Genomic DNA, 22,870 nt, shown 5'->3' on the forward strand with positions numbered 1-22,870 from the left:
TTTACGGGGGATTGACCGGTCCGAAAATTCTGTGGATAACCGGCATCCTGGCGGCTCCAAGACCCGTACAATCCGGCCGCTCAAGAACAAGTTTTCCACAATGAGCGCTGACCTCTGGCAGCGCGGCTGCGAACGGCTGGCCGCGGAACTGCCCGAACAACAATTCAACACCTGGATCCGCCCCCTGCCCCCGGCCGACGTGGCCGACGGCGGCGCCGATGGCGTGGTGGTGTCCCTGCGCGTACCGAACCGCTTCAAGCTGGACTGGATCCGCAACCAGTACGCCGGCCGCATCGAATCCATCCTGAGCGAACTGGCCGGCCGCCCGGCGCGGCTGGAGCTGGGCCTGGCGCCGCGCGAGCCGCTGTCGCGCGTGACCAGCAGCCTGCCGGCCAACCAGCCGGTGGCGATGGGCCAGGTGCTGCACAACGGGCTGCGCCCGCAACCGATCCCGGCGGCGGCCCCTGCACCCGCTGCGCCGGTGCAGCAGACGGCGGCACCGACCGCGCCCGCGCTGAACCTGAACCCGCCGCCCAGCGCCAGTCGGCATCGCATCAACCATGCGCTGACCTTCGATACCCTGGTGCCCGGCCGCGCCAACCAGATGGCGCGCACCGCCGCGCTGCATGTGGCCGGCGCACCCGGCGCGATGTACAACCCGCTGTTCATCTACGGCGGCGTCGGCCTGGGCAAGACCCATCTGATCCATGCGGTGGGCAATGCGTTGCTGCGCGACAAGCCGGACGCGCGCGTGCTCTATCTGCATGCCGAGCAGTTCATCTCCGACGTGGTGAAGAACTACCAGCGCAAGACCTTCGACGAGCTGAAGGCCAAGTACCACTCGCTGGACCTGCTGCTGATCGATGATGTGCAGTTCTTCGCCGGCAAGGACCGCACGCAGGAGGAGTTCTTCAACGCCTTCGAGGCCCTGCTGGCCAAGCGCGCCCACATCATCATGACCTCGGACACCTATCCGAAGGGCCTGGTGGACATCGACGAGCGCCTGACCAGCCGCTTCGACGCCGGCCTGACGGTGGCGATCGAGCCGCCCGAGCTGGAGATGCGGGTCGCGATCCTGATCAAGAAGGCGGAGGCTGAAGCAGCGCCGATGCCCGAGGACGTGGCCTTCTTCATCGCCAAGAACGTGCGCGCCAATGTGCGCGAACTCGAAGGCGCGCTGCGCAAGGTGCTGGCCTACAGCCGCTTTTCGCACAAGGAAATCAACATCCAGCTGGCGCGAGAGGCCCTGAAGGACCTGCTGTCGATCCAGAACCGGCAGATCTCGGTCGAGAACATCCAGAAGACCGTGGCCGACTTCTACAAGATCAAGGTCGCGGACATGTACTCGAAGAAGCGCCCGGCCAGCATCGCCCGCCCGCGCCAGATCGCGATGTACCTGGCCAAGGAGCTGACCCAGAAGAGCCTGCCGGAGATCGGCGAGCTGTTCGGCGGCCGCGACCACACGACCGTGCTGCACGCGGTGCGCAAGATCGGCGGCGAGCGCCAGAAGAACACCGAGCTGAACCAGCAATTGCATGTGCTCGAACAAACGCTGAAGGGATGAGGCGCGACCGGGGACGGTGCCCGCGCCCTCCGATGCGCACAGCCCCTGGTTTGCCTGGACCGGAAACGGCCTCCAAGTAGGTGAAAATACGCGGTATTGCCCAAAAGGCGGCCGGACCGGCCCAACGAGCGGAGAGAGGTTGAACATGATTGTGTTGAAAGCCACCCAGGACAAGGTGCTTGCGGCCCTGCAGGCCGTGGCCGGCATCGTCGAGCGCCGCCATACCTTGCCGATCCTGGCGAATGTGCTGATACGCAAGCAGGGCCCGCAGATCGAGCTGACCACCTCGGACCTGGAGATCCAGGTGCGCACCACGGCCGAGCTGGACGGCGACGCCGGCAACTTCAGCACCACGGTCGGCGCGCGCAAGCTGATCGACATCCTGCGCTCGATGCCCTCGGACCAGACCGTCAGCCTGACCGCCAACGCGTCCAAGCTGACCCTGCAGGGCGGCAAGAGCCGCTTCACCCTGCAGACCCTGCCGGCCGACGATTTCCCGCTGGTGCAGGAAGCGGCCGACTTCGGCCCGAGCTTCAGCGTGCCGCAGAAGACCCTGAAGGTGCTGATCAACCAGGTGCACTTCGCGATGGCGGTGCACGACATCCGCTACTACCTGAACGGCATCCTGTTCGTCGCCGAGGGCAAGACCCTGACCCTGGTCGCCACCGACGGCCACCGCCTGGCGCTGGCCCAGGCCACCCTGGAGACCGACATGCCCAAGCAGGAGGTGATCCTGCCGCGCAAGACGGTGCTGGAGCTGATGCGCCTCCTGAAGGACGGCGGCAAGGGCGAGGAAGAGGAGCAGCCGATCGAGATGCGCTTCGCCGGCAACCAGGCCAAGTTCAGCTTCAGCGGCATGGAGTTCGTCACCAAGCTGGTCGAGGGCAAGTTCCCCGACTACAACCGCGTGATCCCGAAGAACCACAAGTTCAACGTCACCCTGGGCCGCGCCCCGCTGCTGGCCAGCCTGCAGCGCGCCGCCATCCTGACCAGCGAGAAGTTCAAGGCGGTGCGCCTGTCCTTCGAGCCGGGCCTGCTCTCCATCGCCTCCAGCAATGCCGAGCAGGAGGAAGCCAAGGAGGAGATCGAGATCGACTACGGCGGCGACCTGATCGAGACCGGCTTCAACGTCACCTACCTGATGGACGCGCTGTCCAATATGAGCCAGGACATGGTGTCGATCGACCTGAACGACAGCGCGGCCAGCGCGCTGATCACGATCCCCGAGCAGACCGGCTTCAAGTACGTCGTGATGCCGATGCGGATCTGACGGCCGGCAAGGAATGACCAACAGCGGGCCCCGGCCCGCTTCAGTGCTTTTAATGGGGCTGTGAATACCGCAGCGCCAGTGTGAGAGAGAGTCCCCGATGAGTGATGTTCCGAGCAACGAAACCAATCCCGAAGGCCTGACGGACAAGCAGCAGGCGGCGGCCCAGGCGGACGTCAACGCGGGTACCGTGTACGGCGCCGATTCGATCCAGATCCTGGAAGGCCTGGAAGCGGTGCGCAAGCGCCCCGGCATGTACATCGGCGACACCTCCGACGGCACCGGCCTGCACCACCTGGTGTTCGAGGTGGTGGACAACTCGATCGACGAGGCCCTGGCCGGCCATTGCGACGACATCATCGTCACGATCCACACCGACAACTCGATCAGCGTCATCGACAACGGCCGCGGCATCCCGACCGGCGTCAAGATGGACGACAAGCATGAGCCCAAGCGCAGCGCGGCCGAGATCGCGCTGACCGAGCTGCATGCCGGCGGCAAGTTCAACCAGAATTCCTACAAGGTCTCGGGCGGCCTGCACGGCGTGGGCGTGTCCTGCGTCAACGCCCTGTCCAAGAACCTGCGCCTGACCGTGCGCCGCGACGGCAAGGTGCACCAGATCGAGTTCAAGAAGGGCGTGCCGCAGGACCGCGTGCTGGAGATGCGCGAGGGCTTCGAGGTCAGCCCGATGAAGATCATCGGCGAGACCGACAAGCGCGGCACCGAGGTGCATTTCCTGCCCGACACCGAGATCTTCCAGCAGAACAACGAGTTCCACTACGAGATCCTGGCCAAGCGCCTGCGCGAGCTCTCGTTCCTGAACAATGGCGTCAAGATCCGCCTGGTCGACGAGCGCAACAACAAGGAAGACAACTTCGCCTACGCCGGCGGCGTCAAGGGTTTCGTCGAGTTCATCAACAAGGGCAAGACCACCCTGCACCCGAACATCTTCCACGCCGTCGGCGAGAAGGTGAGCGAGCAGGGCACCAACATCGGCGTCGAGGTGTCGATGCAGTGGAACGACGGCTTCAACGAGAACGTCCTCTGCTTCACCAACAACATCCCGCAGCGCGACGGCGGCACCCACCTGACCGGCCTGCGCGCCGCGATGACGCGGGTGATCAACAAGTACATCGAGGACAACGAGCTGGCCAAGAAGGCCAAGGTCGAGGTCGCCGGCGACGACATGCGAGAAGGCCTGGCCTGCGTGGTCAGCGTCAAGGTGCCCGAGCCCAAATTCAGCTCGCAGACCAAGGACAAGCTGGTCAGCTCCGAGGTGCGCGCCCCGGTGGAGGACATCGTCTCGCGCCTGCTGACCGACTACCTGCTTGAGAACCCGCTGGATGCCAAGACCATCTGCGGCAAGATCCTCGACGCCGCCCGCGCCCGCGAGGCCGCGCGCAAGGCTCGCGAGATGACGCGCCGCAAGGGCGTGCTGGACGGCCTGGGCCTGCCCGGCAAGCTGGCCGACTGCCAGGAAAAGGATCCCGCGATGTGCGAGATCTACATCGTGGAGGGCGACTCCGCAGGCGGCTCCGCCAAGCAGGGCCGCGACCGAAAGTTCCAGGCCATCCTGCCGCTGCGCGGCAAGATCCTGAACGTCGAGAAGGCGCGCTACGAAAAGCTGCTGACCAGCAACGAGATCATCACGCTGATCACCGCGCTGGGCACCGGCATCGGCCGCGGCGCCGGCAGCGACGACTTCAACCCGGACAAGCTGCGCTACCACCGCATCATCATCATGACCGACGCGGACGTGGACGGCGCCCACATCCGCACCCTGCTCTTGACCTTCTTCTACCGCCAGATGCCCGAGCTCTGCGAGCGCGGCCATATCTACATCGCGCAGCCGCCGCTGTACAAGGTCAAGGTCGGCAAGCATGAGCAGTACCTGAAGGACGGCACCGAGCTGGACGCCTTCCTGCTGAAGGTCGCGCTGCAGGACGCCGAGCTGCACACCGGCGGCGCCAACGGCAGCGTGCTGAAGGGCGAGGCCTTCGAGGCCCTGGCCCGCCAGTACGTGCTGGCGGAGAACGTGATCGGCCGCCTGTCCAACTGGATGGACTTCGAGGCCCTGCGCGTGCTGGCCAGCGGCCTGGCGATCAACCTCGACAGCAAGGAGTCCGCCGAGGCCGCCGCCGGCGCGATGCAGGCCGCGCTGCACGAGGCCGAGGTCAGCAGCGAATACGACGCCCGCACCGACAAGCTGTTCCTGCGCATCAGCCGCCGCCACCATGGCAATGTGCGCTCCAGCATCATCAATGCCGACTTCGTGCATGGCGCCGACTACGAGGTGCTGGCCGAGGCCGGCCGCACCTTCAAGGGCCTGGTCGGCGAGGGCGCCGTGGTCAAGAAGGGCGAGGGCGAAAAGGCCAAGGAAAGCCAGGTCGCCGATTTCCGCGCCGCGATGGCCTGGCTGATGCAGCAGGCCGAGAACAGCGTCGGCCGCCAGCGCTACAAGGGTCTGGGCGAGATGAACCCCGAGCAGCTGTGGGAAACCACGATGGACCCCACCGTGCGCCGCCTGCTGCGCGTGCAGATCGAGGACGCGATCGAGGCGGACCGGGTGTTCACGATGCTGATGGGGGATGAGGTCGAGCCGCGCCGCGATTTCATCGAGACCAATGCGCTGCGCGCGGCCAACATCGACGTTTGACTAGGTATTCTCTGGCGCATGAGGCCAGAAAAGCGTCATGTAGAGGCCCCGGCAGGGCCTCTACTTTCTAGACCCTATCGCAATCTGACTTTTACGGCTTGCCCGTCGGAGTCGGAAGTACGGCTGCGCCCGCTGTTGAACTTGCAGCACCACCAGTTACAGGCAGAGTACCGGCTGGTTGATTTGCTGAAATACTGAGGCCTGGGTTTACCGTCGTAGTCTTCGCTACAGTTGTTGGTCTAGTAAACAAGTAACCGCTGGCGAACAAAACTACCAGCGATCCAACGATTATTAGAAGCTGCGCAAGCCTTCGCACTCGCCTATATCCAACCTCCCCCAGCTTTACTTGGTCCCAGGTTGCCTTGAGAAGCGGCGCGGCAGCATGTCTAATATTTTCGCAACTTCTAATTGCGGCCTCAAAGTCACCTTCATTGAATCTCTCTCTACTCTCTCGGATGGTTGAAATCAGAACAGCCTCAGGTGCCGAAGAATTATCGACCAGATGCTTCGGATTTAGCCGCAACTGAATTCGCGTCAAGCTTCCAATTGCTTGACCGTATGCATCCCTACTAGAATCAAGCCACGATAAATTACTCGCGCTGATATCTTCTGCAACTCTGGCCTGTTCTAGTCGCAGCAGCTCTTGAACCGCTACTGTATAGATTGCTATCTCCTCCCTCAAACCATCTATCCAAGCTAGGCGAAACTCAGACACTTTATTCTCTTTCGAACTGACCATGTTCAAGAATGAGAAAAAACCTGTGATCAGTGCGACCAATAATGCCCCTAGTGCAGCGAACACTGGTGCCGGGATATTCGTTCCTTCCATTGAGCTCCCTCGATGATTTAGTAGCGCAATACTAGCCAACCAGTTCTCGAATGACAACTGAGAATTCGTTGTGCTTCTCATACCAAGCAGCGTCAATCAATATGAGCACACCACTTGACAGCTCAGCATGAGGCCAGAGATGATCGACGCAAGCTATCGGGAGGAAAGACATGTCTACTCTTCATCTCAGTGAGACTCTGAAGTCTCGCTTCTCTGCCAATGACCTCGCCCTTTCGGCCTCCCTAGGCGTAGGGGCAAATGCGCTAAAAGAGAAGTTTATTCGACTCTTCAGCGAACTATCGGATCCACTGATAACGGCCCAAGAAGCAATTGCACTTCTCAATGTATCGGTTGAGCTAGGGGATGCTATTTCGGCTTTGGAAGAGTTGCGGACGGAGGGATTTCTTGAGAAGTCCACATCGACGCAGCGCGCGCTCGACAAGAATCCCCCAACTTTGTATCGTCTCAAGGAATCTACTGTCCAGAGGTTGAAGCTTTTCGGAATTGCATCCAAGCTTGACGACGGGGCCGTAAGACTCCAGTTTACGATTGATGGACGCTTGATCCGAAGTTTTGCCGCAGTTGATCGGCTTGACGTTGTTGCAGGAACCGGAAACCAACGGGATGAGATTTACAAGCATGTGAGCGACATCAGCAATGGTATGCGTGATGGCGTCCAAGTTCCCAATTCAGTTATTGTTGTTTTCAACGAAGAAGTTTTCTCTTGGGCACCTAGCGACGATGAAGTTCCAGAATCATGGGTTGTATGTCGACAGCTAAGCGATTGGTCGCTGGTTAAACATCCGACTGATCACGACCGTATTGTTCAAGAAGTCTGCCCGGTCGAGCTTGATATTCCATTCAGGAATGCAGCATTTGATGAAGAGAAAACAGCGTATCTAGTTGATGGTCAGCAGAGAACAGCCGCACTTTCGCTTGTTGATATTGATGCTGTCCCCTCCTTCTTTTTAACTGTCAATGCACTTGTAGGCAGCCAAGAGGAGGCCAAGAATACATTTCGGATCGCCAACAGCACTGTCAGGATTACTACAGATTTTGCGCGAGCACTTCTTGGCACCTTGGACGAGACGCCTGGGTACGTGCGAGAGGAAAAGCGCGTCGCACAGGCGGTAAAGACTTTAGCAATTGATGACAAGAACTCGCCCTTCTACGGACTAGTAAAACATCCCGGAGTGGACGGAAAAGGAATGCCTATTGTCTACAACACCTTGTTCTCCGTTGTAGCGACTTTTAATCAATCAGGTATTGATTTTGGCGAAGGGAGCGAGGATCTTGCTCACGCTGTAGCCAAGGCATACTCGCTAGTTGCCGGCATTTGGCCCGAGGCTTGGGGCAAGAGTTCCAAAGATTCCAAGCTTTCCCATGGAGCCGGTCTACGAGCAATCGGCAAAGTTTTGGTCGATTTGCTTCGCGTGCAGACCGCAATTCACGGTGGCGATCTCACCAAGCCTGAAGCTTGGGCGGGTGTTGAAGCAAGCTTGAAGAGACTTCGCGCAAAAGTCTTGTGGTCACTCGAAAGTGCATCCACCGGCAATGCCACTCAACTGAGCAATTACAAGACTCAACTACTGCCTCGCCAAAACACAAATCAAGACATTCAGCAACTCACGACCTTCCTTCAGAAGGAAGTCGTTTTCCTTGATAAGAAGGCAAAAGACGGTAGCGCGTGAGTCAAATAATGGATCCACTTGCCAAACTTCAGGGGAGGATTAGCGCTCTGAGGGACTTTCGCCCTCAGCATCCGCTAAGCATGCGCGAAGCTTCGCTTCACGGATCAACTCTTTTCCTCCTTCGATCTATCTGGGCTTCACTTCCAAACAGTCGATTAAAGGATGACGAACGAATTTCGTTTATTGCCAAGGCGATTGGTAGTTCCCCCTCAGACGCCCACATTGCACTATCGAGCCCGTCTCAACGAAGGACAAGGCTTAGCCTTGAGGACAAACTAGTCCTGGAGGCTAAGCAGAATTATCGATGCGCCTTGTGTGGAAAATTACTAGATCGCAATGCCGAGCCACATATTGATCATGTAATCCCAGTTGCATTTGGGGGTGCAGATGAGTTGATCAACTTTCAACTCCTATGTAGTCAGTGCAATTTAGGGAAATCTGCCAGCCTTCACTGGCTAATGATCGCTCCATTTTTCGAAGAGCCCGTGGGTAATGAGCCCTCGACCCGAATGCGTTATTGCACTCTCCAGCGCCATGCTGGAGCCTGCGCAGTTCCCGGTTGCACAGCCAGCAGTAAGACCGATCAACTTCTAGTCATTCAACACATTCCGATTCAGGCAGGCGGTCGAAATATTTTGGACAACCTCACGGTTCTTTGCGAATCTCACGGGGCTGCGCACATCAACGGCTTACAGGCCCAAGCCCGGCAGAACATGTCAAGACGCCCTGGTTTTCGCTTCATTTAGGTTATTCAAACTTAGACAGGGCTGTTTTTCCGCAATTGCCGCTTCACCTTTCTCACCAGGTAGTTGGCCAGCAGATCTATATCGGAGGGAGTGTTTTGGATACCGTTCCAGAGGCGCTCATCGAATTCTCCAAACTTCCAAGATCCGCTCGTCCACGACGTATATTGTTTCAAGGAGGCAAGCCCAGCTCGAAAATCATCGCGGGCAGTTGCACCACTTGCGGAGTAGAGTAACTCCATAACGAATCCCATGGCTACAATTCCAGCACCGTGCTTTAGACGCGAAGTTTTGGGGGCCATGCCATCCCATTCGGACGCGTAAATCTCTCTTGTAGCCCAGAAAAACTCGCTGACAAGCTGAAACGCTCGTTGTTCGTAGTCGTCATGCTTAATAAACTCTCGAATCGCGCCATCGGCCGCAGAGTTGCTCACCAACTTCTGCATAGCTGTGTCGCTGAGCACCCCTTTGGGATTGGTGTGCTGACGGATCTCCCCACGCAACGATGAGTTGGGATCAAAATTCAAGCGATCAACGATTCGAGCGGCAAATTTTCTAGCCGTGAATCGCTCCGGCAATCCTTCCACAGTCGGCAGCAGTTCATAAATGAGCGTTTTGGGCAGTGGTCTCGTGTTGTTGATCAATACGAACTGCTGTCTTAGCTCGTTGTAGTCGCGACATACAAGCGCCGACACGAAGACCTGGAAGCCCGGTTTGTCCAGGCCCGCCAAAGCACTCAGTCGCTGCTGACCGTCAACGACGAAGCCTGGCTTCTCCGCCGCCGCGTTGATCTTCACTTCGACGATGCCATCACCGAGGTCCTTCACCTTAACGTCCGCGCCTTCGACGAACGCGACGATGACGGCATTCGGCAGCAGGGCATCCTCCCGCGCGAGGTAGTCACGAATGTCCTTGATGTGCGAAGCGACCTGGTGACGCTGAAAGCCTTTCAGGTGCCCCTGATCGTCGCGCCCCACGCGCTCGATCTCAGAAAACGCCAGCACATCCTTTGGCGCAGCTGCAAATGAAAAAACCTCGTGGCCGGGGGCTTGATTGGCACGAATGGCCTTGAAGCGATAGACGGTCATTGCTTGCTCTTCTCTTACTTCTTACTACTACTTCTTCTTGTTCAGCGTGCGCTGCACATGTTGGTGATAGACGCCGAGGTTGTGCATGCCGCGGCGTTTGTTGCGGTTGCTGGCGCGGAAGATGATCACTTCGACGCCTGCCTGCTTGCAGATGTCGCAGCCGCAGCGCTGCCAGGGCTTTTCTTCGAGCGTGCGGCGAATCAATTCGCGCTGCTTCTTCAGCGCCTTGGCCTCTTCTTCATCGCCACCCACGTTGCCCTTGACCAGGAAATGCTGGTATTCAGTGATGGCATCCAGAGTGCTATCGATCGCCATACCGGTGCGGTGATAAGCGCGCATCGCATCGAGCGCTTGGGCTTCCATCTTCTGCAGCGCTTCGGCGCTGAAACGCCCTTCCTTGATGCCACGCACTAAGCGCGTGTTCTCGATCGCCTGCGGGATGCGCACCGCCGTGTAATAGTCGAGTCCACCGTTCGGGTTCTCAAGGTAGTAGTTTTTCTTGGCGTCCTTGAACGCAGCTAGCAGCGGCGATGTCGAGTCGAAACTGGTCACACCATAGCCGGTAAATTCATGGATCTTGTCGGCCTTCGCGAAGCCCAGCAAATGGATATCTGTCTCGGGCTTGATCGCGCGGCGCAGTGCCTGCAGCACTTCGTGGATCACCTCGACCTTCAACGGAACGAGGCCCCCGACCGCCAGATACCGATACCCCATCTTCTCGAGCTCTACCGCAGCTTCGGCCATGCTCTGCGGCGACCAGCCTTGAATCGGACCGAGTGGCTCGAATGGCCAGTCTTCCTCCTTGGTCAGCTTCAGAAACTCGTGAGCATTCTTCAGCGTGATGTCGTAGCGGTCTCCCACCTGCTTTGACATCTCGCTCCGAGACGGATTGGCGGTGTCGCATTCAAAGATGATGTGGTCAGGTGAGCAGCCATGCGTGAAGCCCGCGTCCGCATAGAACTCCATCACCTCCATCGGTGAGTAGGCCGGCTTTGGGTGTTCGACGTAAGCGAATGCGCCGCAGTCGCCCATCAGCATGCGGTCCTTGAACTTTGGGCCACCAAAGCGCAGGAACTTGCGTGCGCCATCGCGCAGCATCCGTTGCTCTTCTGAGGTCGAGTAACGGACCTTCGACTTCGCTACGCCTTCGGCTTGCCGCACTGCACTCATCGAGACCAGCAACCCATCGTATGGGGCCGGGTCCATCAACTCATGTGCATACTGATCATCCCAATAACGCTTGTGCCCAATCTTGTTGCGGTCATTCAGGAAGTCGTAGTTGGGGTCGACGTAGTCCTGCGTATCGGAGTAAAGAAACTTCATCGGTTCGATGCGTTGGCGTAACTGCGCACCAAGGCGTCCTGCAGTCGTTTGATGTCGCGAGGGGTGCTTTGAATCTCGTTCCAGGGCATGCCCAGAATCTCCCAAGTGCCCTTGGTCCAACGGCAGTCTGGGGCTACCTTTTCCAGTTCTTTGCGCACGGTTCTGTAGTCTTCGTTGGAGCCAGGCAGGCGGGCGTAAATGCGATCCATCAGAACACCCATGGCGACGATGCCAGCCGAGTGCATCAGTCGGCTGTGCCGTGGGTCTTTGCCCCAAGCCTCGGGAAACACGTCGCGCACCGCAGACCAGTAGGTCAGCAAGATCTGGTACATGGCCTCGACGTCGGCACCTTCCCGGCCATTGGCCTTGTACTGTGCCAATGCGCCCAGCGGGTTGTTGAGGCTGTTGCGGATCACCGCCATCACCGCGGTGTCCGTGACCAAAGCTGCCCCTCCCGCCTTGTCTGATGCGCGCCGGACTAGCTTGTGGAATGGGGAGTTGGGGTCGCGGTTCAGGAGATTGCAGATCTCAGATGGGATCCTGCGCGCCGCCAGTTCTCGGGGCAACAAGATGCCACGAGTCTCGGGCAGCAGCTCATTGATCAATCGCGTGGGCAGAGGCTTGGCCTTGTTCACAAGGATGAACTGCTCGCGCTGTACCTCGAGGCTGTCCGATACAAAGCCCACGACAGGCACCGGGATCGACTTATTGACGGCCTGCGCCAAAGCCAGTGATCGCTGCTGACCATCCACGATCCAGGCCACGCGCTGGCCCTCGCCGTGCACCGGAATGGTCAGCGTTCCGGACTGGGCGATCCCCTCATCGCCCGTGGGCTTGCTGCCACGCGAAGCCGCGAACTTCACTTCGGGCGACATCGCCAGAATGATCGAGTTCGGAAACAGCACACTGCCTTGGTTGAGGTACTCAACAATGCCTTTCACGTGCGAGCGAATTTCTGGCCGCTGGAAGCCCTTGAGTACGTCGCTGTCGTCGCGCTCAACACGACTAATGTCAGCAACTCGAACGATGTCAGAGCCTCGGATGAAAAAGGCGTAGACATCGAGGCCATCGGCCTGGGTCGTATGCAAGGCACGGACCACAATCTCTTGCTTGCTGACTTTCTTGGTCGCCATGCTTAGCCTCCGGGCGTGTCTATCGTGTACTCACGCTTCAGGCGTAGCCACAGCTGCCGGAAGCGGCCCTGCTCGCAGGCGATGCCTGCTTCATCTCTCAGATATCGCAGCAGCTTGGTTGAACTGCCCTCGTGAGGCCACCATTGCTGGCGGAGCGCCTGGGTGATCTCTTCGTCGCTGAGCTTCTGGCGCTGTGGCTTCTCTCGGACCGGAAGGCCCGCTAGTGCTGCAGTCACCATCGCCCGCGCCTCTGCGAGGCTTGCGCCTTGTGCGTTCACCTGGCTGGCAAAGTGCCGCAGACTACGCTGTGGAAAGTCGCTCAAGGTGCCGGAGAGCTCAGTGCTTTCCAATCTCTCGTCGTAAGGCAGAACGCAGGCCTGAAGCGAAGCGGGAAGAACGCTGAGACTCTTGGGCGAAGAGAAGATCCGCAGTTTCCGCCGTACCAACTCAGGATCAACGGTACCCAACTCGGCTGCAATCATCGCGAGGTAGGTAGAGGGCATTGCCAGCAGCACCTGCTCAAACTCGTCACCCTCAAGCAGCGCTGCCACAGGTCGGCATTGCTCGCGCGCTTGCGTGAGCTCCCGCCACCAGGACTGCTCAGCTTCACGCAAACGGGTCAGGGCGCTAGCTACAGAACCTGCCCCAGCACTGATGGTGAGGTCGTATGCAGGAACTTCTTGCATGCTGCCAACCAAACCCAACCCGGCTGACAAGATGAACAGAGGAGCTCCCACGCAGTCCGCAGCGATATCGGCCTCGCGGAAAGCTCGGCCTTGATACAGCCTGCCCGCAGGCAGGAGCTCGGTTTGGCGTCGCAATTGCTCGACCCAACGACTACACAACTCACGCAGGGTCTGCACTTGGGCGTCGTCTGCAAAGACTGTGCGCTCAGCCTGCTTGAGCTTGCGGCTGGTGCAACTGGTGACAACCGCACATGGCCTGGATTGCAGTTTTTGCTTTGGCATCGTCCGGCAATCCAAATAACTGCAGGAAAATGCGCGATTGTAGTCCTGCATTAAGTCAGGGTTGACTCAACAGTTGCCCCTAGAAACTGTTGATCATCTGGCTTCGCCTGCAGACCGACCACCCCTATCCAAGGCGCTGTCCCCATGAATCCCCGCCCACTCACATGCGCTTCTATCGGCTTCGAGGCAGCGCGACAGGTCACCATACTTCCGGAGTCACACCGGTCCCGGCGTCTGCACGGCCATAGCTTCTGGGTTACCGTGCGCGCTGATCTCCCGGAGGGTTGGGGATCGTTTGGCGGTGGCGAAGTGCTTGAACTGCAGCAGCGGCTGGAGCAATGTGTTCAGCCACTGGATTACGAGCACCTGAACCGCACGCTGGAACAGCCGACGGACGAGAACCTGGCGCGCTGGATACGCCGGCGCCTGGAGACGGAGTTCGGCGTGCCGGGCATCCGCCAGGTCGGCATCCAGAGCACCCAGCATTCGGGCGTGGACCTGGACGTGTCGGGCCAGGCCCATGTCTGGAGGCGCTACCGCTTCCAGGCCGCGCACCAGCTGCCCCATGTGCCGGTCGGCCATAAATGCGGCCGCATGCATGGCCATGGCTTCGAGGTGATCCTGCATGCCAACCAGGACCTGGGTGAACGCGACCTGAGCGTCGACTACGACCATCTGGACGAGGTCTGGGCCCCGTTCCACATGCAGCTGAACTACCAATGCCTGAACGGCATCGAGGGTCTGGAGAACCCGACCAGCGAGGTCATCTCGGCCTGGCTGTGGCAGCGCCTCAAGCCCCTGCTGCCGGAGCTGAGCTGGGTCACGGTCTACGAGACCGGCTCCTGCGGCGCCAATTTCGACGGCGAGCGCTACCGGATCTGGAAGGAACTGACCCTGGATTCGGCGATCCGGCTCAAGCGCGCGCCGGCGGACAGCCCCCTGCGCGGCATCCATGGCCATACCTACACCCTGCGCCTGCATCTGAACGCGCCGCTGGACGCGGTCTACGGCTGGACCGTGGACTTCGGCGATGTCAAAACCCTGTTCGATCCGATCTTCAAAGCGATCGACCACCGGCCGCTGTACGAGATCGCCGACCTGCCGGACGGCGACACCGCCAGCCTGGCGGCCTGGGTGCTGGCCAAGGGTCGGGCGGCGCTGCCGCAGATCGACCGGGTGGACCTGTACGAGACCCGCGGCTCGGGCGCGATCGTCAGCGTCGCGGCGGCGGACGAACTGATCCCGGTGTGAGGACCTGGCGATGACTTATGCGGTCAAGGAAATGTTCTACACCCTGCAGGGCGAGGGCGCGCAGGCCGGGCGGCCGGCGGTGTTCTGCCGCTTTGCCGGCTGCAATCTGTGGAGCGGGCGTGAGCAGGACCGGGCCGGCGCGGTCTGCAACTTCTGCGACACCGACTTCGTCGGCACCAATGGCCAGGGCGGCGGCAAGTTCGCGACCGCGGCCCAGCTGGCGGCGGCGGTCGCGGCCAAATGGCCCGGGGGCGGCAAGCCCTATGTGGTCTGCACCGGCGGCGAGCCCCTGCTGCAGCTGGACGCCCCGCTGATCGAGGCCCTGCATGCCCAGGGCTTCGAGATCGCGGTCGAGACCAACGGCACCCAGCCGGCGCCGGCGGGGCTGGACTGGATCTGCGTCAGCCCCAAGGCCGATGCCGAGATCGTGCTGACCCGCGGCGACGAGCTAAAGCTGGTCTGGCCGCAGCCGCTGGCGCGGCCGGAGCGCTTCGCCGGGCTGGACTTCACCCATTTCTACCTGCAGCCGATGGACACGCCGCTGCTGCAAAAGCAGCACACCCGCGAGGCGATCGACTACTGCCTGGCGCATCCGCAGTGGAAGCTGTCGGTGCAGATGCACAAGGTCGTCGGCATCGACTGAGACCGCCATGTACACCGCAGGGGCCTCATAGTGACTAAGGTTGGTTCCTGCGCAACATCGAACTCTCTACTGTGTAGCCAGTAAGTCACACGAATCCTGCCACTGGAAGGAGCCCACCATGTCTGCTTGCCGCATTCCAGGACCCCTTGGCACAGACACGAATTGCCCGGTCATCGACAAGGGCACGATGGCGCGGATCTCCTCTCCCTTGCCTGGCCCTGCTGGCTCCTCCGCGGTTACTGCGGCCCCTGCGCTTGACGCTGAAACCCGAGCACTTGCGGCCCTGGCCTATGGCGAAGCATCGACCAAAGATGTCTTCGAGGAAATGGCGGCAATTGCCATCGTGGTCTTGCGCCAGCAGAAAGCTCGCGGCTATTCATCAGTCTCGACTTTCCTCGCCACCGACAAAACCTACGCCTACGCGGCCAGCGACAAGAACCCTCGCTACAAACTGTTTGTCCGCTCGACCGATGCTCAAGTCTCGGCCGACTCGGGCATGTCAATGGCAGTACGCGCCGTCAACCATGCGCGGACGCCCAATGCCGAGGACTATTCCAATGGAGCCTTCTTCTGGGATGGGTATGACATCCGCACCAACTACGCCAAGCATGACAAGGTGAAGAAGGGCATCAAGATCACCGATCCCGCCCACAACGTCGTCGGCATCGAGGACAAGGAAGTACCGGGCGAAGAATGGTGGCGAGATGCCAAGGGCAACAAGACAAAGCTGCGGGGGCGTTGGAGTTATCGCTTCCAGTCCACAGCAGGTTGGGGCGGCACCATCTTCTGGAAGTACAACCCTGACTTCATCAAAGGCGCCAGTAACTCGGAATACAACTGAAGATGCAAGTCGCTCTCGCAACCCTGGCACTGGCATTGGCTCCGGCCTTCGCTCAGGCCGAAGCGCCGCCATCGCCCAGTGACCAAAGCGCCACGGCCACAAACGCTACCGAGCTGAGCGAACTGCTGCGGCGGGAGCTCAAGACCTCGCAGTACACACCAGTCCGACTGGTCGCGATTACCTTGGAGAGTGGCTGCGGCCCGAAGGGCTGCAGCGTGGATGCGGAGCGGCTTTCCGTGCAGACCGAGCCGCAAGGCCAGCTGTTGAACAACAGCAAAGGAAAGGAGCGGCGCGTCTTGCAGCTGGTCGAGCACCGTCCGGCTGCGGGCCAACCGTTGCCGGAACTGGACTGGCGGCCATCCGATGCTTGGCGGGTCTTCGTCGGCCAGCGTCGCTGGGGGAGCTGCCTGGAATTCAGCCACAGCGGCCTCGGCAAGAGCGGTCGCCTCCAGCGCTGGTCCACGGTGGTGCTAGTGCCTTTCCATCGGAACCAGCAGCCCGGCCCGACCGCCCATCGATTTAGCGGCTACTGGTCGGGCTGCGACATGCTAATGGCCGACATCAAGTCTGGCATTCTCGTGCTGCCCATCCTCGAACCTGTGGCGGCGGCACAAGAAAGTGATGTCGCGCTGCAGCTGGTGCACTACCGCTGCGGCCTGGCATCCGGCTGCGCGGGCCGGCCAAGCCCACTCAGGGTGACATCCAACCCCGACACCGGCGCCCTGAACTTCCAACAGCCAGTGCCATAGCGTTGGGGCGGCCACGCACACCACTGCACCGCACCTCGCCATCCACCGACATAGCAGCAGCCGGTGCCACCACCTCCGCGATGGCCGCGACACCGCCGCCAAGCCCGGCCGAGGCCGCGATCAACAGCAGGCTGGCGCAGGCAGCCATGCGCCCCGGCGGCCTCGTCATCCGCTGCACGGCCTCAGGCCGCCAGCTCTTCTTCTTGCCGACCCGACAGCGGGAAGCTCACCGCCGCAGACCGCGCGAGGCAGGACGCGAACCCCAGCCAGGTATGCGGGTTGCCCTCCCAGCACCAGCCCAGCTTCGGCTGCTTGCCGCTGAGCCAGAGCGCGGGCACGCGCTTGTCGTCGCCGCGCGAGCCCAGGGTCATGAAGCAGCGATTCGGCTGCAGGAATTCGGGGGCCTGCGTCAGCAGCGCGACGCCTTCCTCGACCGTCAGCGGTGAGCGCCCCGCAGCCTCGATCATGGCCTGAGCGACCAGCGGGGTTGCGTTGAGCGTGTCATTGCCCCGGTCGACATCCAGCAGCAGGTAGGCATCGCCCCGGGGCAGCGCCAGCGAGCCGATCGGCCGGAAGAACTCGGGCTCGCGCGGATAGAGCCGGTGGATTGCCTGGCGGCCCTGGCGCTTCACCAGCGGCAGGGTGGCGGCCACCGGCGCGGCCGGGCAGTTCACGACCAGGATGAAGCTCGCCTGACCCCGATCGAGATCCACCCCGCCCTGATCCGGGACATGGGCTCGGCGCAGGCCGGCCAGCGTCCGGCGGAATGTCTGCAAGTCGCAGCCGAGCAGGCCGGGATAGCCCAGGGCCACCAGCCGTTCGATCTGCTCGTCAAAGGAAAATGCCACTGCGCCCATCCACCACACTCCACAAATTGAGTACAACGTACACTATCATCCGGTGACTGCCCACCGCTTGTCAATCCACAACCGCCGCCAGAACATCGTTCGCTCCTTCCTCCATGAGTTCTTCCGAGTACTCGGGCCGCGGGGATCCGCGCGCCACGCTTTCTCTGCTATGGGGTCTTCCCGCGGCCGCATCCAAGCCGGGGCGCAAGCCGAGCCTGACGCCGGCGCATATCGGCGCCGCGGCGCTGGCCCTGGCCGACGAGGCCGGGCTGGAGGCGCTGACCATGCGGGAGCTGGCGGGCCGGCTGGGCGTCTCGACGATGGCGGTGTACCGCTATGTGCCCGGCAAGCCGGAGCTGCTGGATCTGATGGTCGAGCTCGCGCATGCCGAGCTGCCCGCGGACCTGCCGGGCGGGGGGCTGGTGGAGCGCCTGGCGGAGGTGGCCCGGGACAGCTGGCGGCTCTACCTGAGGCATCCCTGGATGCTGGAGATCTCGACCTACCGCGCGGCGCTCGGGCCCAACTCCCTGCGCAAGTACGAGCGCGAGCTGCAGGCCGTCGCCGACGTGGGGCTGTCCGATCTGGAGATGGACCTGGTCGCCTCGGTCGTCTCGGACCATGTGCGCGGCGCCGCCAGGACGGCGCTGGAGGGCCGCCTCGCCGCCCAACGCACCGGCCAGACCGACGCGCAATGGTGGGCCGCCCATGGCGAGCTGCTGCAGCAGCTGGTCGATCCGCAGCGCTTCCCCCTCGCCACGCGGGTCGGCGCGGCGGCCGGCGCGGAGTACGGGGCGACGACGGCCCCCGAGCGCTCCTTCGAGTTCGGGTTGCAGCGCCTGCTGGACGGCATCCAGACCTTTGTGCTGAGCAAGCGGCAGAAGCAGCCACGACGCCGGTAGGTAAGTAGCGACGACGACCCACACACGGCCGCTACCCCACAATGCACGGCCCCGCAGATCTTTCCCCAATTCCCGCCCTCTCCCCCGCATGCAAGCCCTGCTCGACACCATCGCCTCGATGGACATCAACAGCACCATCAGCGCCGCCGATGCCCACCGCCTCTTCCACGGCCGCGGCGGCCTGCATCCCGGCTGCGAGCAATGGACCCTGGACTTCTATCCGCCGGTCTTTCTGCTGACCTCCTTCCAGCCGGCCACCGAGGAGGAACTGGCGCGCATCGGCGCGGCCCTGGCGGCGCGCTGGCAAGACCTGGCCCCGGCTGCACAGCCGCTCAATTGGGTCTACCAATGCCGGCAGGAGGGCGGGCGCAGCGAGACGCGGCTGATGGGCGGAGCGGTGCCCGAGCCGCACCATGTGACCGAGAACGGCACCCGCTACCTGGTGCACCTGCTGCGCGGCCAGAACCATGGCCTGTTCCTCGACATGGCCGAGGGCCGGCGCTGGCTGCGCGAGCAGGTCGGCGCGGCCGGCGGCGGCAAGGCGGTGAAGGTGCTGAACCTGTTCGCCTATACCTGCGGCTTCTCGGTGGTGGCGCTGCAGGCGGGCGCGGCCCAGGTGGTCAATGTGGACATGAGCTCGGGCGCGCTGGCGATCGGGCAGCAGAACCACCGGCTAAACGGCATCGCCGGCGGCGCCAGCTTCCTGGCCCATGACGTCTTCAACTCCTGGGGCAAGATCAAGCGCCTGGGGGCCTACGAGTTGGTGGTGTTGGACCCGCCGGGCCACCAGAAGGGCAGCTTCGTCGCGACCAAGGACTATGCGCGCCTGATGCGCCGGCTGCCGGACCTGCTGGCCCCGGGCGGGCGGGCGCTGCTGTGCCTGAGCACGCCCAAGCTGGACATGGCCTTTTTGCAGGATCAGATGCGGGAGCTGGCGCCGGGGCTGGTGTTCGAGCGCCGCCTGCCCAACCCGCCGGCCTTTGCCGATGTCTCGGACGAGCGCGCGCTCAAGGTGCTGGTCTACGCGAATCCCGCCGGCTGAGCGGGCGATGACGCATCGGCCCGCATCAAACGGTGGTCACTGCCGCCAGGGGTTCTCCGGCCGCCGGTCGTAGCGGTCCGGCACGCCGTCGCGGTCGCTGTCGCGATAGCCATGGCGGTGGTGATGATGGTGGTGGCGGTGATGCCGAGGGTAGGGGCGCGGTTCGTAGTAATAGCCGGGCGGGCCGTAGACGATCGGTGCCGGCTGCACATAGACCGGCCGCGGCGGTGGCGGCGGCACGTAGTAATAGGCCGCCGGCGCGGGTTCCACATAGACCGGCGCGCCGATCGAGATCGACCAGTGCACGTCCGGGCGCGCCTGCGCCGGGCTCGCGATCAGCATCGCCAGGCTCGCGCCGGCCATGATGGCCAGCCGGGCGGCCCAGCGGCCGTGGGTCGCGGAGGGGTGGGAGATCGTCGGGATTGGCATCGTCGGGGTCGTCATCTCGGGCTCCTGGCCGGTGGTCGCGAGGGGCGGACGGGCTGGGCAGGCAGGCGATCGACAACACGCCGGCCATGCCCTCGTATCCGGCTCAACGGCCCGGACGCCGCCGCGGCTGACGCCCGAGATGTAAGCAAGCCAACGATATGTCACAGGCCGCCCGGGCCCCGAGCCTCAGGCGCTCTTGCGCGTCCAGGCCATCTCCCAGTTCATGGTCCAGCTGCGGCCGGCGTCATAGGAGATGGATTGGTGCCAGCGGCAGGACTGCGGCGTGATGCGATCCCAGATGCCGCGCACCAGCATCGGCCGGCCCTGCTCGTCCCGCTCCTCGGCGAAGAAGATGCCGTCGCCGCGCTCGAAGCTGCCGGGCATGCCCGGCGGCGTCAGCGCGCCGCTCTTGCCGTTGACCCAGAAGTCGAACCAGCGCTGCGCCTTCAGGTCCAGCAGGCGCAGGCCCAGGCCGCTGAAGCCGCGCGCCGGGATGCGCAGCTCCTCGACGCTGCCGACGCCGCCCAGAATGCCCCAGCAGCTGGCCTCGCCGTCGAACTCGTCCCAATGCGGCGAAGCGCCATCGCCACCACCCTCGATCAGCCGGCGATGCCGTATGTTCCAGTGGCCGGACAGGAAGTCGAAGTCGCCCGGCCGGCCCGGCGTGCTGCCGAGCAGGGCCAGCGCGGTGGCAGCGCCGACGCCATCCGGCAGCGTGATGGCGGCAGGGAGCGAGGAAGGGGTGTCGGTGATCGTGAGGGTGTCGGACATGGTGGCCTCCGTTGCGGGACAAACAGCGCCGCCGGGGCTCGCCCATCGGGCCGGCGGCGACGCAGGCCACCAATCTAGGTCCTCAACCCTGCCAGGGTCTGTCAGCCATTCGGTCCCGACACGCCGACCATCCAGGCGACGCCGAACTTGTCGTTGACCATGCCGAACAGCGGCGCCCAGAAGGTCGGGCCCAGCGGCATCGTGACCTGGCCGCCCTGGCCCGCCAGGGCCTCGAAGGCGCGCCGCGCCTCGGCCTCGTCGGCGCAGTCGAGCGAGAGCGAGAAGCCCTTGAAGGCCGCGGCATTGGCTTCGCTGCCATCGCACATGCCGTCCGACATCATCACCAGCGCACCGCCGATCAGGATCGAGGCATGCATGATCTTGTTCTCGCTGCCCGGCGGCAGCATGCCGGGCGGCGGCGGCTCCGGGCTTTCGGAGTTGCGCATCATCATCTGCACCTCCGCGTTCAGCGCCGTCCTGTAGAAGTTAAGCGCTTCCTCGCAGCGGCCATTGAAGAACAGATAGGGTTCGATGCGCATGGCGGTCTCCTTGGGGTGTGGTGAAGAGCCAGGGGAGCACCGACTGTACGCCGCCCGCACGGCGGGGCGCAGACCGTTTCCACCCCCTTAAGAATGAAACCGCCTTGAAACTCCTGCGTGCCAGAATGTAAAGACGCTGTCGCAATAACAGGCTATTAAAGGCCGAAACCCGCTGCCGCCAGGTGCGCCGCGGCGATCGCCGATTCAGGGGGAACGAAGTGGAACAAGAAGAAGAAAAAAGAAGCCTTACGCGGCGAGCCGCCCCAGGCATGCGCCGCATCGCCGCGCCCTGGGTCGCCATCGCGCTGGGGATCGCCGGCCCGGGTCTGTCCTGGGCCAGTCCGGAGCCGGAGGGCGGCCCGCAGTCCGGCATGGTGTGCACCGTGGCCGACGGCTGGTGGGCCCTGAATCCGCAGACGCCGCGCCAGGCCGAACAGGTCAGGGTCATGAAGGTGCAGCGCCTGGTCTCGGGCCAGCCCGGCCTGTGGATCCAGCCGCTGCGCGGCCCGCTGGCCGACTATCAGTTCCAGATCGCGGCCGAGCGGGCCGGCGACTGCCGGGCCCAGCCCTGAGCTGCGGCGCGGCATTCGTCCACGACGACTCTTACTGCACCACGCATTCCGGATCGGAACTCTTGTTGGTGGCGCCCGACGAGGGACGGTTCTGGCTGATCGAGGCGGGCATGCGCACCTGCACCGCTTGGCTGGGCGGCACCAGCACCAGCGGCGGCTGCACCCCGTTCTGTGGCGGCGGCAGATAACCGAACTGGCCGGCATTGAGGACGACCGCCGGCGCGCCGCTGCCGGGCGCCAGGCTCGGCAACTGCGGCGTGGACGGCAGGGTCGGCGAGACACCGCCGACCGGTGTCGTGGGCGATGGCCTGACAGCGGCCGCGCTCCGATCACCGGGAACCGAGGTGCCGGCGGCATTCGACGAGCCGGGCGCACCACCCTGTGACGGCGGCGTGGCAGGCACCGAGCTCGCACCGGGCAGGGCCACGGTCAGCTTGGGCGTCACGACGACGGCACCCGCGGCGACATCGACATGCAGGCCGTTGTCCGGCGTCTTGCCGGTCGGCGTCGGCACGCCGCCGCAGTCGTTGGCGCAGAACAGCGCCCCCAGGTGCGTGCCCAGCGGCTTGATCGCGCCCTGCGGCGTCTCGTAGCTGACCGCCGCATGGTTGCGCTGGCCCAGCTTGCCGGTAACCGCGCGGAAGCCTCCCTTGAGCAGCTCGAAGCGGATGCGGTCGCCCTGCGGCTCCAGCTCGCGATAGCTGAACTCGGCGATCTTCAGCTGGGAGTCGGGGCGGATCACCATCTCCGACTGATCCACAAACTTGATGCGCGCAAAGGAATCGGCCTGCGTGGCAAGCACATCGCCCTCCAGCAGCGGCGATTGCAGCGACAGCAGCCGGGTCGAGCCGTCGGCGCGTTGCACCGAGAGCAGGCCCGACAGATGGGTGACGGTCCCCACGGTATCGCCGGGCGCCGCATGAGCGCTGGTGGGCAGCGCCAGCAGGGCGGCCGCGCTGACGAGCGCCGGGATGAGCGCGCCGAGGAACTGGGATTTCTTCGTGTTCATCATCATCGTCGTCTT

General features: G+C 62.8%; 22 protein-coding genes. 12 read left to right on the forward strand and 10 right to left on the reverse strand.

Translation table 11 applies throughout. The annotated features are described in order from the left end of the window. The first annotated feature begins 100 nt into the window (after nt 1–100). The 3 genes from dnaA to gyrB all read left to right on the forward strand — a co-directional run bounded on the left by dnaA (nt 101) and on the right by gyrB (nt 5,487). Nucleotides 101–1,564 carry a chromosomal replication initiator protein DnaA gene (gene dnaA, locus G8A07_RS00005; protein ID WP_195795108.1) on the forward strand — a complete coding sequence of 488 codons (1,464 nt, stop codon included), beginning with the start codon at nt 101–103 and terminating at the stop codon, nt 1,562–1,564. 145 nt (nt 1,565–1,709) lie between these two features. Next, nucleotides 1,710–2,834 carry a DNA polymerase III subunit beta gene (dnaN, locus tag G8A07_RS00010; RefSeq protein ID WP_195795109.1) on the forward strand — a complete coding sequence of 375 codons (1,125 nt, stop codon included), beginning with the start codon at nt 1,710–1,712 and terminating at the stop codon, nt 2,832–2,834. A 97-nt stretch (nt 2,835–2,931) separates the two neighbouring features. After that, on the forward strand, nt 2,932–5,487 hold the full coding sequence (gene gyrB / locus G8A07_RS00015; protein ID WP_195795110.1) for a DNA topoisomerase (ATP-hydrolyzing) subunit B: 2,556 nt from the start codon (nt 2,932–2,934) through the stop codon (nt 5,485–5,487). Between the two features lie 91 nt (nt 5,488–5,578). On the opposite strand, the gene G8A07_RS00020 is transcribed toward gyrB, so the two are convergent. After that, nucleotides 5,579–6,316, reverse strand: a complete 738-nt coding sequence (locus tag G8A07_RS00020) for a hypothetical protein (RefSeq protein ID WP_195795111.1) — start codon at nt 6,314–6,316, stop codon at nt 5,579–5,581. Between the two features lie 170 nt (nt 6,317–6,486). Between G8A07_RS00020 and G8A07_RS00025 the strand changes: the two genes are divergently transcribed. Together G8A07_RS00025 and G8A07_RS28225 are read left to right on the forward strand one after the other, a co-directional pair. Further along, on the forward strand, nt 6,487–8,007 hold the full coding sequence (locus G8A07_RS00025; protein WP_195795112.1) for a DGQHR domain-containing protein: 1,521 nt from the start codon (nt 6,487–6,489) through the stop codon (nt 8,005–8,007). Nucleotides 8,008–8,087: 80 nt separating this feature from the next. Beyond that, nucleotides 8,088–8,753, forward strand: a complete 666-nt coding sequence (locus G8A07_RS28225; RefSeq protein WP_195795113.1) for an HNH endonuclease — start codon at nt 8,088–8,090, stop codon at nt 8,751–8,753. Between the two features lie 11 nt (nt 8,754–8,764). On the opposite strand, the gene dbpB (G8A07_RS00035) is transcribed toward G8A07_RS28225, so the two are convergent. The 4 genes from dbpB (G8A07_RS00035) to G8A07_RS00050 are packed head-to-tail and all read right to left on the reverse strand — an operon-like array spanning nt 8,765 to nt 13,262. After that, nucleotides 8,765–9,838: a DGQHR domain-containing protein DpdB gene (gene dbpB, locus G8A07_RS00035; RefSeq protein ID WP_195795114.1), complete on the reverse strand. Its 1,074-nt coding sequence runs from the start codon at nt 9,836–9,838 to the stop codon at nt 8,765–8,767. A gap of 27 nt (nt 9,839–9,865) precedes the next feature. After that, the gene (dpdA, locus tag G8A07_RS00040; protein ID WP_195795115.1) at nt 9,866–11,161 is read right to left on the reverse strand and encodes a tRNA-guanine transglycosylase DpdA; all 1,296 of its coding nucleotides are present in this window, start codon (nt 11,159–11,161) and stop codon (nt 9,866–9,868) included. Further along, nucleotides 11,158–12,294 carry a DGQHR domain-containing protein DpdB gene (gene dbpB, locus G8A07_RS00045; RefSeq protein WP_195795116.1) on the reverse strand — a complete coding sequence of 379 codons (1,137 nt, stop codon included), beginning with the start codon at nt 12,292–12,294 and terminating at the stop codon, nt 11,158–11,160. Before dbpB (G8A07_RS00045) ends, dpdA begins: the two co-directional genes overlap by 4 nt. Nucleotides 12,295–12,296: 2 nt before the next feature. After that, the gene (locus tag G8A07_RS00050; RefSeq protein ID WP_195795117.1) at nt 12,297–13,262 is read right to left on the reverse strand and encodes a hypothetical protein; all 966 of its coding nucleotides are present in this window, start codon (nt 13,260–13,262) and stop codon (nt 12,297–12,299) included. A gap of 144 nt (nt 13,263–13,406) precedes the next feature. Between G8A07_RS00050 and G8A07_RS00055 the strand changes: the two genes are divergently transcribed. The 4 genes from G8A07_RS00055 to G8A07_RS00070 all read left to right on the forward strand — a co-directional run bounded on the left by G8A07_RS00055 (nt 13,407) and on the right by G8A07_RS00070 (nt 16,746). Then, complete coding sequence (locus tag G8A07_RS00055; protein WP_195795118.1) at nt 13,407–14,513, forward strand: 6-carboxytetrahydropterin synthase; 1,107 nt, start codon at nt 13,407–13,409, stop codon at nt 14,511–14,513. Between the two features lie 10 nt (nt 14,514–14,523). After that, on the forward strand, nt 14,524–15,156 hold the full coding sequence (gene queE, locus G8A07_RS00060) for a 7-carboxy-7-deazaguanine synthase (protein WP_195795119.1): 633 nt from the start codon (nt 14,524–14,526) through the stop codon (nt 15,154–15,156). 118 nt (nt 15,157–15,274) lie between these two features. Continuing rightward, nucleotides 15,275–15,997, forward strand: a complete 723-nt coding sequence (locus G8A07_RS00065; protein WP_249937171.1) for a hypothetical protein — start codon at nt 15,275–15,277, stop codon at nt 15,995–15,997. A 2-nt stretch (nt 15,998–15,999) separates the two neighbouring features. After that, the gene (locus G8A07_RS00070; RefSeq protein WP_195795120.1) at nt 16,000–16,746 is read left to right on the forward strand and encodes a hypothetical protein; all 747 of its coding nucleotides are present in this window, start codon (nt 16,000–16,002) and stop codon (nt 16,744–16,746) included. A gap of 182 nt (nt 16,747–16,928) precedes the next feature. Here G8A07_RS00070 and G8A07_RS00075 read toward each other — a convergent pair whose 3' ends face one another. Beyond that, a complete protein-coding gene (locus tag G8A07_RS00075) occupies nt 16,929–17,603 on the reverse strand; it encodes a DUF5701 family protein (RefSeq protein WP_195795121.1) in 675 nt (224 codons plus the stop codon). A gap of 104 nt (nt 17,604–17,707) precedes the next feature. On the opposite strand from G8A07_RS00075, the gene G8A07_RS00080 reads away from it, so the two are divergent. Beyond that, nucleotides 17,708–18,493, forward strand: a complete 786-nt coding sequence (locus tag G8A07_RS00080; RefSeq protein ID WP_195795122.1) for a TetR/AcrR family transcriptional regulator — start codon at nt 17,708–17,710, stop codon at nt 18,491–18,493. A gap of 88 nt (nt 18,494–18,581) precedes the next feature. Beyond that, a complete protein-coding gene (locus G8A07_RS00085) occupies nt 18,582–19,535 on the forward strand; it encodes a class I SAM-dependent methyltransferase (RefSeq protein ID WP_195795123.1) in 954 nt (317 codons plus the stop codon). A 36-nt stretch (nt 19,536–19,571) separates the two neighbouring features. Here G8A07_RS00085 and G8A07_RS00090 read toward each other — a convergent pair whose 3' ends face one another. From G8A07_RS00090 to G8A07_RS00100, 3 genes are all read right to left on the reverse strand, one after another. Then, nucleotides 19,572–19,979, reverse strand: coding sequence for a hypothetical protein (locus G8A07_RS00090; RefSeq protein WP_249937172.1), 408 nt, complete (start codon nt 19,977–19,979; stop codon nt 19,572–19,574). A 171-nt stretch (nt 19,980–20,150) separates the two neighbouring features. Beyond that, nucleotides 20,151–20,735, reverse strand: a complete 585-nt coding sequence (locus tag G8A07_RS00095) for a hypothetical protein (protein ID WP_195795124.1) — start codon at nt 20,733–20,735, stop codon at nt 20,151–20,153. A gap of 101 nt (nt 20,736–20,836) precedes the next feature. Continuing rightward, on the reverse strand, nt 20,837–21,274 hold the full coding sequence (locus G8A07_RS00100) for a VOC family protein (RefSeq protein ID WP_195795125.1): 438 nt from the start codon (nt 21,272–21,274) through the stop codon (nt 20,837–20,839). Nucleotides 21,275–21,543: 269 nt separating this feature from the next. On the opposite strand from G8A07_RS00100, the gene G8A07_RS00105 reads away from it, so the two are divergent. Continuing rightward, a complete protein-coding gene (locus G8A07_RS00105; RefSeq protein WP_195795126.1) occupies nt 21,544–21,846 on the forward strand; it encodes a hypothetical protein in 303 nt (100 codons plus the stop codon). 31 nt (nt 21,847–21,877) lie between these two features. Here the strand turns inward: G8A07_RS00105 and G8A07_RS00110 are convergent, their stop codons facing one another. After that, entirely contained in the window at nt 21,878–22,861 is a 984-nt protein-coding gene (locus G8A07_RS00110; RefSeq protein ID WP_195795127.1) for a FecR domain-containing protein, read from the reverse strand. Between the last annotated feature and the right edge of the window lie 9 nt (nt 22,862–22,870).

This window comes from Roseateles sp. DAIF2 (assembly GCF_015624425.1).
In the GTDB taxonomy this organism is placed as follows: domain Bacteria; phylum Pseudomonadota; class Gammaproteobacteria; order Burkholderiales; family Burkholderiaceae_C; genus Kinneretia.